Below are 13,579 nucleotides of genomic sequence, written 5' to 3'. Positions count from 1 at the left end.
TATCCCTCCCTCCCCACCCCCCCCCCACCCCCCCCCCCCCCCCCCTCCCCCCCCCCCCCCCCCCCCCCCCCCCCCCCCCCCCCCCCCCCCCCCCCCCCCCCCCCACGACGCCGCACGCCACCGCACGACGCCGAAGGGGCCGCCCGCACCACGGATGGCGGGCGGCCCCTGGGGGCGTTCGGTGACCGGGAGGGTCAGGAGGCCTTGGCCTTCTCCCCGGTCTTCGCCGGCTCGGCCGCGGCGGGCGCCGGCGCCGGCTTCGCGGCCTCGTAGAACTCCTCGCGCGGGGACTCGATCGCACCGAGCGACACGACCTCGCGCTTGAGGAACGTGGCGAGGGTCCAGTCGGCGAAGACGCGGATCTTGCGGTTCCAGGTCGGCATCGCCATGCCGTGGTAGCCGCGGTGCATGTACCAGGCGAGCCGGCCCTTGAGCTTGATCTTCATCTTGCCCACGACGATCATCGCCACGCCCTTGTGCAGGCCGAGGCCCGCCACCGCGCCCTTGTTGGCGTGGCGGTACTCCTTCTGCGGGAAGCCCCGCATGCCGGAGATCACGTTGTCGCCGAGGACCTTGGCCTGGCGCAGGGCGTGCTGGGCGTTCGGCGGGCACCAGGCGTTCTCGTTGCCGGCGTCGCGGCCCACGAGGTCCGGGACCTGGGCGTTGTCGCCCGCGGCCCAGATGTAGTCGGTGCCCTTGACCTGGAGCGTCGGCTCGGTGTCGACGTGGCCGCGCGGCCCGAGCGGCAGGCCGAAGCGGGCCAGCGCCGGGTTCGGCTTGACGCCCGCGGTCCACACGATGGTGTTGGAGTCGACCTCGAGGCCGTTCTTCAGCACCACGTGGCCGTCGACGCAGGACTCCATCGAGGTGGACAGGTAGACCTCGACGCCGCGGCTCTCGAGGTGCTCCTTGCCGTACTTGCCGAGCTTGGGGCCGACCTCGGGGAGGATCTTGTCGGCGGCGTCGACGAGGACGAAGCGCATGTCCTCGCGGGACACGTTCCGGTAGTACTTGGCCGCGTCCCGGGCCATGTCCTCGACCTCGCCGATGGTCTCCGCGCCGGCGAAGCCACCGCCCACGAAGACGAAGGTGAGCGCCTTGCGCCGGATCTCCTCGTCCGTGGTGGAGTCGGCCTTGTCGAGCTGCTCGAGGACGTGGTTGCGCAGGCCGATGGCCTCCTCGATGCCCTTCATGCCGATGCCCTGCTCGGCGAGGCCGGGGATCGGGAAGGTGCGGGAGACCGCGCCCATCGCGATCACCAGGTAGTCGAAGGGCAGCTCGTACGCCTCACCGGTCAGCGGGGCGATCGTGGCGACCTTGCGGTCCTGGTCGATGGTGGTGACCCGGCCGGTGAGGACCTCCGCCTTGGGGAGCACGCGCCGCAACGGGACGACGACGTGCCGGGGGGAGATGCTGCCGGCGGCGGCTTCCGGGAGGAAGGGCTGGTAGGTCATGTACGACCGGGGGTCGACGACGGTGACGGTCGCCTCTCCGTAGCGCATCTTCTTCAGGATGCGCCGAGCTGCGTACAGGCCTACGTACCCACCGCCTACTACGAGGATCCTGGGACGCTCCGTGGTGCTCATGCCATCGAGTATCCACCCGCCTCAGGGGGGTGGATCGTGCGCCCCTTCACAAGCTTGGGCAGGGCCTGTGCTACACTCCCCCGCTTTTGTGATCCATGCCATGGTGCGCAACGGGAACCGGATCACCTCATGATCCGTTGTCAATGCCGCCCGAGCTGGCCCTCTGCCCGGTCGGACCGATCACGGGAGCGTTTTCCACCCCCTTCGAGCAGACGCCCGCAAGGCCGCATACCACACCTTCTGAACGTGTTCAAAGGGCCACTGAGCCCTCGAAAGGGTCCTTGTGGCCCTGTTTTCCGACCTCCCGGGGCCGATTCCTTGTGAAGAACTTCACGAACTTTCCCGGCCGTCCCGCGCCGAGCCGCCCGGAACCGCACGCCGGACCCGCTCGTCCGCCGTTCCGGCCGCTCGTCCGGGGACCGTTCCCGGCGGCGCGGACCGGCCCGGCGCCCCCGCCGCACCCGGCCCGCCGACCGACCGCGCCCGGTGACGACGCCCACGGCGGGGGCGCCGTCACCGGGAGGCCCGCCCCGGCCCGTCAGCGCGGGCCGGGCACCAGGGACCAGGCGATGCCGTCCAGGATGTCGTGTTCGGAGACCACGACCTCCGCCGCGCCGATCCGCTCCATGACCGCCAGGAGGACGAGGGCCCCGGCGCCGATCACGTCGACCCGGCCCGGGTGCAGGGAGGGCACCGCCGCGCGCTCGGCGTGGGTGGCGTGCAGCAGCCAGTCGGTGATCTCGCGGACGCGGTCGCGGGAGACCCGGGAGTGGTGGATGGCCGCCGAGTCGTACGCGGGCAGCTCCTGCGCGATCGCCGACACGGTGGTGACGGAGCCCGCCAGGCCGACCAGGGTGCGCGCCTCGCGCAGCGGCACCGCCTCCTCGGCGCGGTCGAGGGCGGCCTCGATGTCGGCGCGCATCGCCGCGATCTGCTCCTCGGTCGGCGGATCCGTCACGGCCCCGTCCCGCACCAGGTGCCGCTCGGTCATCCGCACGCAGCCCACGTCGACGGAGCGGGCGGCGCGGACGCGGTCGTCCCCGACGACGAACTCGGTCGAGCCGCCGCCGATGTCCACGACCAGGAACGGGCGGTGCAGATCGGCCCGGCCGGCCAGCTCCCTGGTGGCGCCGGTGAAGGAGAACTCGGCCTCCTGGTCGCCGGTGACCACCTCGGGCTCCACGCCCAGGACGTCCAGCACCCCGCGCACGAACTCGTCGCGGTTCTCGGCGTCGCGGGAGGCGGAGGTCGCCACGAAGCGGAGGTGCTCCGCGCCGTGCTCCTTGATGACCTCCGCGTACGCGCGGCAGGCGGCGAAGGTGCGCTGAAGCGCCTCGGGCGCCAGCCGGCCCGTGCGGTCGACGCCCTGGCCGAGCCGCACGATCGTCATCCGCCGGTCCAGGTCGGTCAGTTCGCCCGTGACCGGATCGGCGTCGGCCACCAGGAGCCGGATGGAGTTCGTGCCGCAGTCGACGGCGGCGACCCGGGTCACCGGTCGTCCTCCCGCCGCGCCGGGGCGGGGGCGTCCCCGGCGGGGGTCACGCAGGGGCCCTTGTCCCACCACCGCGGCAGCATCGCTAGCGCCTCGTCGCCCAGCGGGTTGACCCCGGGCCCCGCGGCCAGCGAGTGGGCGACCAGGACGTGCAGGCACTTCACCCGGTCGGGCATGCCGCCCGCGCTCGGGAAGTCCTTCAGCTCCTCGATCGCGTCGCGGCGCCGGATGTAGTCCTCGTGCGCCGCGCGGTACGCGGCCGCCAGCTCCGGGTCGGTGGCCAGCCGCTCCGTCATCTCCTTCATCACGCCGTTCGCCTCCAGCGTCCCGATCGCCGAGGAGGCCCGGGGGCAGGTGAGGTAGTAGAGCGTCGGGAAGGGGGTGCCGTCGGGCAGCCTCGGCGCGGTCTCCACGACGTCCGGCTGTCCGCAGGGACAGCGGTGCGCGATGGCCCGCAGCCCGCGCGGGGGCCGGCCGAGCTGCTGCTTGAAGGCCTCGACGTCCGCGTCCGTGGGCTCGGTGCGCGGGGTCGGGGGCGGGGGCGTGTCCATGACCTGTCTTTCTGCGATGTCCCGGGCTCTGCGGGCTTCCGGGGTTCTTCCGGGGGGTTGCGCGGGTGGGTTCACCGGCCGGCGGCGTCGGCCTTGTCGACGCCGTCCCAGACGTTGGCGTACCAGGGGCGGTCGGCCGCCCGGCGGTCGGTGCGCGAGGGATCGGCCCGGTCCGGGTCGATCACGATGTAGCCGGTCTCGCCGGGCATGACGTAGTGCAGCCGCCGGCGGATCTCCTGCTCGGCGTAGGCGTCGTCCTGCCAGCGCGCCTTCAGGTCGCGCAGTCGCTCGACGCGCCGGCGGGCCTCCTCCTGCTCCTGCCGGAGGTCGGCGATCTCGGACCGTTGGGAGACGTACTGCCGCATGGGATAGGCGAGGGCCACGACCAGGGAGCAGACCACCAGGGCGAGCAGGGCCGCGCGGCCGGTCAGCCGGGAGCGGCGGGCCTGGCGCTTGGTCTGCGAGCGGTAGACCCGGGCCGCGGTCTGCTCGCCGATCAGCCGGATCCTGGTCGCGGTGGAGAAACGGTCCCGGTCCTTCACGGCCATGTCCCCCGCCTCCCGTTCCCATGTCCTGTGTCATACGCGCGTACGTCCCCGGACACGGTACGGGACCGGGTCCGGGGACGTACGTACGACGCTGCCCACGGGTACGGCACTCGGCCCTTACCCGGAGGGCCTACTGGTCCGCGGGGCGGAACCGCGGGAAGGCGCTGCGGCCGGCGTACACCGCGGCGTCGTCGAGGATCTCCTCGATGCGCAGCAGCTGGTTGTACTTGGCGACGCGCTCGGAGCGGGCCGGGGCGCCGGTCTTGATCTGGCCGCAGTTGGTGGCGACGGCCAGGTCGGCGATGGTGACGTCCTCGGTCTCGCCGGAGCGGTGGGACATCATGCACTTGAAGCCGTTGCGCTGGGCCAGCTCGACGGCGTCCAGGGTCTCGGTCAGCGAGCCGATCTGGTTGACCTTGACCAGCAGGGCGTTGCCGGCGCCCTCCTCGATGCCGCGGGCCAGGCGCTCGGGGTTGGTGACGAACAGGTCGTCACCGACGAGCTGGACCTTGTCGCCGAGCTTGGCGGTGATGGTCTTCCAGCCCTCCCAGTCGTCCTCGAACAGCGGGTCCTCGATGGAGACGAGCGGGTACGCCTCGACGAGCTCGGCGTAGTACTCGGTCATCTCGGCGGCCGTGCGCTCCTTGCCCTCGAAGACGTAGGAGCCGTCCTTGTAGAACTCGGAGGCGGCGACGTCGAGGGCGAGGGCGATCTGCTCGCCGGGGGTGTAGCCGGCCTCCTTGATCGCCTCGAGGATGAGGTCGAGGGCCTCGCGGTTGGAGCCGAGGTTCGGGGCGAAGCCGCCCTCGTCGCCGAGACCGGTGGCCAGGCCCTTGCCCTTCAGGACCTTCTTGAGGGTGTGGTAGACCTCGGTGCCCCAGCGCAGGGCCTCGGAGAAGGTCTCCGCGCCGATCGGGGCGATCATGAACTCCTGGATGTCCACGTTGGAGTCGGCGTGCGAGCCGCCGTTCAGGATGTTCATCATCGGCACCGGCAGCAGGTGCGCGTTCGGGCCGCCCAGGTAGCGGAAGAGCGGCAGGTCGGAGGCCTCGGAGGCGGCGTGGGCGACGGCGAGCGAGACGCCGAGGATGGCGTTGGCGCCGAGCGAGCCCTTGTTGTCGGTGGCGTCCAGGTCGAACATCGCCTGGTCGATCAGGCGCTGCTCGGTGGCGTCGTAGCCGACCAGCTCCGGGCCGATCTGCTCGATGACGGCCAGGACGGCCTTCTCGACGCCCTTGCCGAGGTAACGGCCCGCATCGCCGTCACGGAGTTCGATGGCCTCGAAGGCGCCGGTGGAGGCGCCGGACGGGACGGCGGCACGACCCGTGCTGCCGTCGTCGAGGCCGACCTCGACCTCGACCGTGGGGTTGCCTCGGGAGTCCAGGATTTCCCGGGCTACGACGACGTCGATGGACGGCACGAGCATCTCCTTCATGGGTGTGACGCGAGTGGGCAGGGCCGCGGTGGCTCTGCGAGACCGAGCCTAACCGGCTCCGGGCGATCGGCATCCGGTCGCCCGTCCCGCGGACGGAACCGAGCTTAGATTGTTTCCTGACGGAACAAAGCACGTTCCGGCAACGGGGAGGAAACCGTGACCTCGCGGGCCCGTGAAAAACCCCGCCCCGGCGCGTGCGGGGGACACGCGCCGGGGCGGGGAGGAGGGGCCAAAGGCCGCCGCCCTTACTTCAGGTGCAGCTGCTGGCCCGGGTAGATGAGGTCGGCGTCCTCGACGACGTCGTCGTTGAGCTCGAACAGCTTGGCCCAGCCGCCCTTGACGTCGTGCTCCTCGGCGATCGAGCTGAGGGTGTCGCCCTTGACGACCTTGTACTCGCCGTCGCCCTTCTTGACCTTCTCGCCGGTCGGGGTGGTGACGGTCTTCTTCGCCGACTGGCGCTCGGCGGAGCGGGAGGCCTTCCGCTCGGTCTCCCGGGTCTCGGTGGAGCCGGCGCCCTGGTTCTGAGCCTGGCCCTGGCCCTGGCTCTGGCTCCGGTTCTGGCTCTGCCCCTGGTTCTGGCTCTGGCTCTGCGCGGAGCCGCCGCCCTGGGACTGGGTGGAGCCGCCACCGTTGTAGGAGGCGTTCGACAGGCCCTTGCCGCAGACCGGCCAGGCGCCCTTGCCCTGGCCCGCGAGGACCTTCTCGGCGATCTCGATCTGCTGGGCCTTGGTGGCCTGGTCGGCGGTGGCGGCGTACTTGGTGCCGCCGTAGCCGGCCCAGGTGGAGGCGGAGAACTGCAGGCCGCCGTAGTAGCCGTTGCCGGTGTTGATGGACCAGTTGCCGCCGGACTCGCACTGGGCGACGGCCTCCCACTCGGAGGCGGTGGCGGCGGAGGCGTTGCCGGCCGCCATCAGCGGGGCGGCGACGGCGGCGCCGGTGACGCCGGCGACGGCGATGGCGCGGGTGGCCTTGGACGGACGACGGTGCTTGCCCTTGCCGGAAAACAGCATGGATGGATCCCCTCACCGACGCCTACGAGGTGAGCTGTCGGGTTCGGGCCGGTTGAGTTGCCCGGCCGCGTCCCTCGCGGGACGCGGCTTCACCCCGAGCCGGATCCGGTGTCAACCTCCGGGTCCGGCGCCTACCTTGGTTCCCCCGCTCCTGCCTGCGGCGCATGAGTGCGACGACTGTTCCCGTGCTGCCGCTGGCAGGATTCGGCGTGGCGGCAGTCGGGGCCCGCGGTGGCGAGCGATCACGACCGTAGACACGGGATCAACGGAATGACAAAGACGATCAGGACTTCTGAGATCTATCTCTCATCATCTTTAACTCGGACATTCAGCCCGAACCGCGACACCAACTACCGCCGCACATCCACTCTTTCGGACGTCACCCCTCATCCGGTCCGACCCCGACCTCAAGCTCCTGACCGGGCAGGATGAGGTTCGGGTCGGCACCGACGGCCTGCTCGTTCTTCGCGTAGAGGGCGCGCCATCCGCCCTCGAGCTCGAGGGAGTCGGCGATGGACCAGAGGCTGTCGCCGGAACGCACGGTGTACGAGCCGTCGGCGGCGTCGCGGGGGGCGTCGGCTCCGCGCGAGGCGTGCCGGCCGGACGCCTCGGCCGTGCGCTCCCCGCCCGCGGCCTCCTCGGCGCCGATGCCGCGGTGACGGCCGGTGCCGGCGCCCTCGGTGAACTCCGAAGAACCCTCGGACTGTCCTGACTTGTCCGACTCGTCACTCTTCGGGGTGCCCGAAGCGGAGGGGGTCCGGCCGGGCTCGCCCGACACGCCGGCCGCGCCCCCCGCGCCCGCCGCGGGGCCGGACGACGGCGGGGCGGAAGCGGACGGCTCACCGGCGTCCGGCGATGCGGACGGGTCCGCGGGAGCGGACGGGGACGGCGACGCGGGCGTAGAGGCGCCCGGTCCGGAGTCCTCCGTCCCGCCCGCGCCGGTGCCGGCCGGGGCGGAGCCCTGCTCCAGACCCGCCGTCAGCCCGCAGGTGCGCCAGGCGCCGACCCCCCGGTCGGCGAGGATTCTCTCGGCCACGGCTATCTGCTGGCCGCGACTGGCCTGGTCGGCGCTCGGCGCGTACGCGAGCCCGCCGTACGCCTCCCAGTCGTCCTGCGTCAGCTGCAGGCCGCCGTAGTAGCCGTTGCCGGTGTTCTGGCTCCAGGAGCCACCGCTCTCGCACTCCGCGACCCGGTCCCAGGTGGCACCGTCGGCCGCGCTGGCGCTGCCGGCGCCGAGGAGCGGGATCGCGATGGCGGAGCCGGTCACTCCGGCCGCGACGAGGAGTGCCGGAGCCTGGCGGGGGCGACGGTGCCGACCGTTCCCGGAAAGCATGCGGAGACCTTTCACAAGACAGCAGTTACCGGCGCGGCGGACGGAGTCGGGACGCCACGCTTGATGGGTGAACGTATCCGCAGACGATCACTTGTCACAAGTTCATGCCGCACAGATCACGTGAAGATTACGGAGATGAACGTGTGTCATGTTTGCGCTGGTCCGCCCCCGGGGAGCGCGGAACCGCCGCGGGGCGGCGCCCCGGGTCCCCGGGTCAGGCCCCCGGCGGGGTGAACTCCACCGGCAGGGTGCGCAGTCCGCGCATGATGAGCCCGCCGCGCCAGCGCAGCTCGGCGGGGTCCACCGCGAGCCGGAGGTCGGGCAGGCGGGTCAGCAGGGCGGCGAGCGCGGTCTGGCCCTCCAGACGGGCCAGCGGCGCGCCGAGGCAGTAGTGGATGCCGTGGCCGTACCCCAGGTGCTGGTTGTCGCGCCGGCCGAGGTCGAGCACGTCCGGGTCGGCGAACCGCTCGGGGTCCCGGTCCGCGGCGGCCAGGACGACGAGGACCGGGTCGCCGGCCGCGATGCGCCGTCCGCCGATGGTGACCGGCTCGGTGGCGAACCGCCAGGTGGCGAGCTCCACCGGGCCGTCGTAGCGCAGCAGTTCCTCGACTCCGGTCTCCAGCAGTCCGCGTTCCCCGGCCGCCAGCGACCTCTGCAGGCGGTCGCGCTGTTCGGGGTGGGTGAGCAGGGCGTAGGTGCCGTTGCCGATGAGGTTGACGGTGGTCTCGAAGCCGGCGAACAGCAGGATGAACGCCATCGCGGCGGCCTCGTTCTCGGTGAGGTGCTCGCCGTGGTCGGAGGCGCGGATGAGACCGGAGATGAGGTCCTCGCCGGGAGCGGGCTCGGCGGGCAGGGCCGCGCGCTTGCGGTGGATGAGGTCGGCGAGGTAGCCGCGCATCTTCTTCACGGACCGGGCGACCCCGCCCCGCGGGCCGCCCTGGTGGCGGATCATCATGCCCGCCCAGTCCCGGAAGTCGTCCTGGTCCTCCCGGGGCACGCCGAGCAGGTCGCAGATGGCGTGGATGGGCAGCGGGAAGGCGAACTCGTGGATGAGGTCGGCGGAGCCGGTGGCCGCGAACCGGTCGACGAGCCCGTCGGTGAGCTGCTGCACCCGGGGCGCGAACTCGGCGACGCGGCGCGGCGTGAACGCCTTGCTGACCAGCCGGCGCAGCCGGGTGTGGTCCGGCGGGTCGATGTTGAGCAGATGCGTCATCAGCTCCGCCTTGCGCTCACCGGGGATGCCGGTCCTGCCCCTGGCGTGCGCGGGCTCGTCGTGGTGCGCCGGGTTCTTGGAGAGCCGGGGGTCGGCGAGGGTCTGCCGGGCGTCGGCGTACCGGGTGACCAGCCAGGCCTCGACCCCGCTGGGCAGCCGCGTCCGGTGCACGGGCGCGTGCTCGCGCAGCCAGGCGTAGGCGGGGTACGGGTCGCTCGCGAACTCCCGGGTGAAGAGTTCGGGGGCGGCGTTCTCGGTCGGGGACGGGTGCTGATCGGTCACCTCCCGACCGTATCCGGCGGCGCGCGGGCGGTCCGGTCCGGGCGCCGCGGTCTACTCCCCCGCGCCCTCGGCGGCCCGGACCGCGTCCCGGTAGGCCCGGGCCGCCGCGCGCAGCGCCGCCTCCGGGTCGACGCCCTCCGCCTCGGCCCGCGCCGCGAGGGCGAGCAGCTCGTAGCCGACGCCCTCCCCGCGGGGCAGGGGGACCTCCAGGCCCGCCGTGCGGACCCGGGAGGCGAGCTTGGCGGCGAGCGCCAGGGCCGGCTGGCCGAGGGGGACGCCCTCGGTGAGCGAGGTGCGCCGCTTCTCCACCGCCTTGGTGCGCAGCCAGTGCTCCCTGACCTCCTCGGGGGTGTCCGCCGTCGCGTCGCCGAAGACGTGGGGGTGGCGGTGGACGAGCTTGGCGACGATGCCGCCGGCCACGTCGTCGACGGAGAAGGGCTCCTCGGGGTGCTCCTCGGCGATCCGGGCGTGGAAGACGACCTGGAGGAGGACGTCCCCCAGCTCCTCGCGCAGCTCGTCCCGGTCGCCCTCCTCGATGGCCTCGACGAGCTCGTACGCCTCCTCGATGCCGTACTTCGCCAGGCCCCGGTGGGTCTGCCGGGACGACCAGGGGCACTCGGCCCTGATGCGGTCCATGACCTGGACGAGGTCGAGCAGCCGGGCGCCCGGCAGGTCGTAGGAGGCGGGCAGCAGCTCCAGCTCGGGCATCCGGACCCCGCCGGTCCCGGCCAGGCGCGCCAGCCCGTCGGTCAGGGCGGGCTCGCCCTCACCCGTGGCCACGACCACCACCGTCCGCCCGCCGGCGCAGGCGTCCACCAGCTCCCGGGCGGCCGGGGACGCCTCCTCCACCGGTATCCCCGCCTCGCGCAGGTAGGGCAGCTGCGGGTGGGCGCCGTCCGCGCACAGCACCCGGTCGGCCGCGTGCAGGGTCTGCCAGGCGGGCCAGGACAGCAGGCCGGGCGCCACCCGGTGGCTGGTGGTGAGCAGGACGATGCGGCCGGGGCCGGCCTCGGGGCGGGGTGCGCGGCTGGTTGCGTTCACGATCCGAAACTAACGCACGCCGCCGGCCGCCCCGGACGTCGTCCGAGGGGCGGCCGGCGGACCGGTCCGGGCGTCACATGGGCTGTCCGTTCGCCTCCGCCGTGACGTCCCGCAGCCACGGGGGCCCGGCGTCGACGCGGCTGCTCCTCTCGGCGTCCCAGGTGCCGTAGCGCGGGTTGAGGTCGACGCCGAGGTCCTTGCCCGCCTCGGACAGCGCCGCCCAGAACTCGGGCCGGCCGGTCTCGGTGCCGAGCCGCTCGGCGAGCTTCCGGGCCTCGAGCTGGAGCCGGAGGTTCTCGTCCAGGCGCTGCGGGGGCACGCCGTACTGCTGGAGCCAGGCCGCCTCGAGCGCCTCGGCGCCGCCGGCCTGCTCCTCCAGCCCGGACCGCATCCGCTGGACCTCCTTGGGGGTGACGCTCACCCCGGCGTCCCGCGCGGCGTGCCGCAGCACCCGGTCCAGGACCATGCCGTGCAGGGTGTCCCGGGTGAGGCTGCCGGTGCGGGCGATGGCCTGCGCGTACTGGGCCTCGTCCGGTACGGCCGCCCGCTGGGCCTCGCGGACCTCCTCGACCCGGTTCTCCAGCTGCGACACGGTGATCCGCTGGTCGCCGACGACGGCCGCCGCGCCCGGATGCGCGTCGTTCCCGCAGGCGGTGAGCAGGGGTGCCGCCGCGGCGATCGCGGCGGTGAGCAGGAACGCGGTGCGACGGCGGCGGTGCAAGGAAACCTCCCGAGGAGAGCTTGTGCGGCGGTGCACAAAGTCTTGCGGTGATCGATGGTAGGCATCGGCCAAGCTCTGGCCAACCCATTCGACCAACGATTCACGGGGACTTCCGGCACCGCCGCGCCCCCACGGCCGCGGAGCCGGGCCGGGTCAGCGCACCTGACCCAGCCACTGCAGCGTCCGCCGGACCTCGGCGGCCATCGGGTGCCCGGGGCCCTGGAGGCGTTCCACGTCGTGCAGCAGCCGCACCAGCGTGTCGTGCGCGGCGGCCCGGTCGCCGAGGGCGAGCAGGAGGTGGCCGATGCGGCGGCGGACGTCGTGGGCGAGCTGCGGGTCGCCGGCGGCCACGTACCGGTTCTCGTAGTACCCCAGCAGCGCCCGGTACTCGGCGAGCGCCGCCGCCGGGTCGCCGAGCTGCTCCAGGCACTGGGCGGCCTCGTAGCGGTAGCGCAGGGACTGCGGGTCGGCCTGGCCGGCCTCGGCGGCGCGCTCGTCGGCGAGGCGGCGCAGTTCGGGCAGCGCGCGCCGGTACTGGCCGTCGTCCAGGAGGGTGGCCGCGTACTGCTTGCGCAGGGTGCGCACCACCGGGGAGTGCTCGCCGTGCTGTTCGGCGGCGACGGGCAGGATCGCGCCGAGGATGTCGACGGCCTGGGTGATCCGGCCCTCGCCGAGCAGCCGCTTGACCTCGTCGACGGCGGCGGCGACGTCGGCCTTCTCCGCCACCGGCGCGGGCGGCGCGGCGGGGGCCGGCTGCGGCGCGGGCGTGCGCGCCCGGTCCGGCCAGGGCGCGTGCGGGCGCAGGAAGGGGCGGGTGGGGTCGAGGGGCGCCCCGGTGGGCGTGCCCCGCGCGGGCAGCAGCGGCGCCAGGTGCTCGTAGACCTCCTGCGCGGAGTCCGGGCGGTGCTGCGGGTCCTTGGCGAGCAGGCGCAGCACCAGCGTCTCCAGCGCCTCGGGGACCTCGGGGCGGATCCGGCGCACGGGCAGCGGCGGCTCGTACAGGTGCCGGTGCAGCACGCCGAGCGCGGTCGAGCCCGCGAACGGCACGTCGCCGCTGAGCAGTTCGTGCAGGAGCACACCGAGCGCGTACAGGTCCGTGTACGGGCCGACCGCGCCGCCCATCGCCTGCTCGGGGGCCATGTAGGCGGGCGAGCCGATGGGCGAGCCGGTGTGCGTCAAGCGCGTGGTGTCGCTGTCCATCACGGAGGCGACCCCGAGGTCCAGCACGGTGACCGTGCCGTCCTGGTTCACCATCACGTTGCGCGGCTTGAGGTCGCGGTGGACGATCGGCACGGCGTGCACCGCGCTCAGCACGGCGCACAGCTGCGCGGCCACCGCCACGGCCCACTGCCACGGGTACGGGTCGTGTTCGGCGAGGTGGTCGCCGAGGTCGGCGCCGTCGACGTACTGCATGACGAGGAACAGCTCCTCGCCCTCGCTGCCCGCGTCGTGCACGGTGACCAGGCCCGGGTGGTCGACCTGCGCGGTCACCCGGCACTCGCGCACGAAGCGGCGGCGCAGTTCGCCGGCCTCCTGCCCGGCCACCTTGTCGGGGCGCAGCAGCTTCACCGCCACGCGCCGGTCCAGCCGCCGGTCGTAGGCCGTCCAGACCTGCCCCATGCCGCCCTGCCCGATGAGCGTGGACAGTTCGTAGCGGCCGGCGACGACACGTCCCGCCGTCACGGTCACCTTCCGCTCTCGGGGCCGCCGTGCTGCCCGTGCTGCCCGTCCTGCCGGCGCAGGTAGTCGCTGAGTTCGTCGAGTTCGGCCCGCACCTGGTCGATCCGGGCGGGCGCGGGGGGCCGCGCCGGCGGTACGGGACCGGCGGGCGCGGCGTCGCGGGGCCCGGGCGCGGGGTGCGGCACGGGCGGCCGGGGCGCCGGGGTGTGGGGCGCCTGCGGCTGCTGCGGCACGGCGGTGGTCGCGTACGGCGCCCCGGGCTGCGGGTAGCCGTAGGGGGCGGCGGGGAGGCCCGAGGCGGGCATCGTCGCGGCGTGGGGCGGGAACGGCACGGGGCCCGGGTGGCGGCGCAGCTGCTGGTGGAAGCGGATGTCCACGATCAGGAAGTACGCGCTGGACGCGGCCCCGAGGAGCAGGACCACCGCCAGGGCCACGTCGGTCCGGGGGTCCGTCTCCGGCAGCGCGCCGATCACGGACAGGCACGCGATCGACAGCGGAATGCTCACCCAGGCCAGCGCCCAGTCGCCCGCGCGCCCCCGCAGGAACGCGATCCGGAACAGCGGCACGCAGGCCAGCAGGCCGCAGCAGAGCACGCCGACGGCGGTGAACAGCACGCGCAGGGTGATGACCGTTGCCTCGCTGCGAGGGGGCGGCGCGCCGTGGCCGTACATGACTGCTCCTGGACCG

The 13,579-nt window shown here is 73.6% G+C and carries 12 protein-coding genes and 1 riboswitch; all 12 genes read right to left on the bottom strand.

Annotation, left to right across the window (positions count from 1 at the left end; genetic code table 11):
* Positions 1 to 194: 194 nt before the first annotated feature.
* Positions 195 to 1,586 carry an NAD(P)/FAD-dependent oxidoreductase gene (locus ACZ56B_RS15575; protein ID WP_468790081.1) on the bottom strand — a complete coding sequence of 464 codons (1,392 nt, stop codon included), beginning with the start codon at positions 1,584 to 1,586 and terminating at the stop codon, positions 195 to 197.
* Between the two features lie 538 nt (positions 1,587 to 2,124).
* Positions 2,125 to 3,078 carry a Ppx/GppA phosphatase family protein gene (locus tag ACZ56B_RS15570; protein ID WP_468790079.1) on the bottom strand — a complete coding sequence of 318 codons (954 nt, stop codon included), beginning with the start codon at positions 3,076 to 3,078 and terminating at the stop codon, positions 2,125 to 2,127.
* A complete protein-coding gene (locus ACZ56B_RS15565) occupies positions 3,075 to 3,629 on the bottom strand; it encodes a DUF501 domain-containing protein (RefSeq protein WP_468790077.1) in 555 nt (184 codons plus the stop codon). The genes ACZ56B_RS15570 and ACZ56B_RS15565 overlap by 4 nt, the downstream gene beginning before the upstream one ends.
* 71 nt (positions 3,630 to 3,700) lie before the next feature.
* On the bottom strand, positions 3,701 to 4,177 hold the full coding sequence (locus ACZ56B_RS15560; protein WP_468790075.1) for an FtsB family cell division protein: 477 nt from the start codon (positions 4,175 to 4,177) through the stop codon (positions 3,701 to 3,703).
* 130 nt (positions 4,178 to 4,307) lie between these two features.
* The gene (eno, locus tag ACZ56B_RS15555; protein WP_468790191.1) at positions 4,308 to 5,597 is read right to left on the bottom strand and encodes a phosphopyruvate hydratase; all 1,290 of its coding nucleotides are present in this window, start codon (positions 5,595 to 5,597) and stop codon (positions 4,308 to 4,310) included.
* A gap of 260 nt (positions 5,598 to 5,857) precedes the next feature.
* Positions 5,858 to 6,622 (bottom strand): transglycosylase family protein, encoded by a 765-nt coding sequence (locus ACZ56B_RS15550; RefSeq protein WP_468790073.1) that lies wholly within the window; start codon positions 6,620 to 6,622, stop codon positions 5,858 to 5,860.
* 4 nt (positions 6,623 to 6,626) lie between these two features.
* Positions 6,627 to 6,795: riboswitch (cyclic di-AMP (ydaO/yuaA leader) on the bottom strand.
* 206 nt (positions 6,796 to 7,001) lie between these two features.
* Positions 7,002 to 7,955, bottom strand: a complete 954-nt coding sequence (locus tag ACZ56B_RS15545; RefSeq protein WP_468790071.1) for a transglycosylase family protein — start codon at positions 7,953 to 7,955, stop codon at positions 7,002 to 7,004.
* Between the two features lie 214 nt (positions 7,956 to 8,169).
* The gene (locus ACZ56B_RS15540; RefSeq protein WP_468790069.1) at positions 8,170 to 9,450 is read right to left on the bottom strand and encodes a cytochrome P450 family protein; all 1,281 of its coding nucleotides are present in this window, start codon (positions 9,448 to 9,450) and stop codon (positions 8,170 to 8,172) included.
* A gap of 51 nt (positions 9,451 to 9,501) precedes the next feature.
* Positions 9,502 to 10,491, bottom strand: coding sequence for a nucleoside triphosphate pyrophosphohydrolase (locus ACZ56B_RS15535; protein WP_468790067.1), 990 nt, complete (start codon positions 10,489 to 10,491; stop codon positions 9,502 to 9,504).
* A 73-nt stretch (positions 10,492 to 10,564) separates the two neighbouring features.
* A complete protein-coding gene (locus tag ACZ56B_RS15530; protein WP_468790065.1) occupies positions 10,565 to 11,212 on the bottom strand; it encodes a SurA N-terminal domain-containing protein in 648 nt (215 codons plus the stop codon).
* A gap of 153 nt (positions 11,213 to 11,365) precedes the next feature.
* Positions 11,366 to 12,859 (bottom strand): protein kinase domain-containing protein, encoded by a 1,494-nt coding sequence (locus ACZ56B_RS15525; RefSeq protein WP_468790189.1) that lies wholly within the window; start codon positions 12,857 to 12,859, stop codon positions 11,366 to 11,368.
* Positions 12,860 to 12,897: 38 nt separating this feature from the next.
* The gene (locus ACZ56B_RS15520; protein ID WP_468790063.1) at positions 12,898 to 13,563 is read right to left on the bottom strand and encodes a hypothetical protein; all 666 of its coding nucleotides are present in this window, start codon (positions 13,561 to 13,563) and stop codon (positions 12,898 to 12,900) included.
* Between the last annotated feature and the right edge of the window lie 16 nt (positions 13,564 to 13,579).

Source organism: Streptomyces sp. NPDC034670 (genome assembly GCF_055574875.1).
The sequence above is the reverse complement of the archived record's forward strand: the minus strand, read 5'-3'. Positions and strand labels throughout refer to the sequence as shown.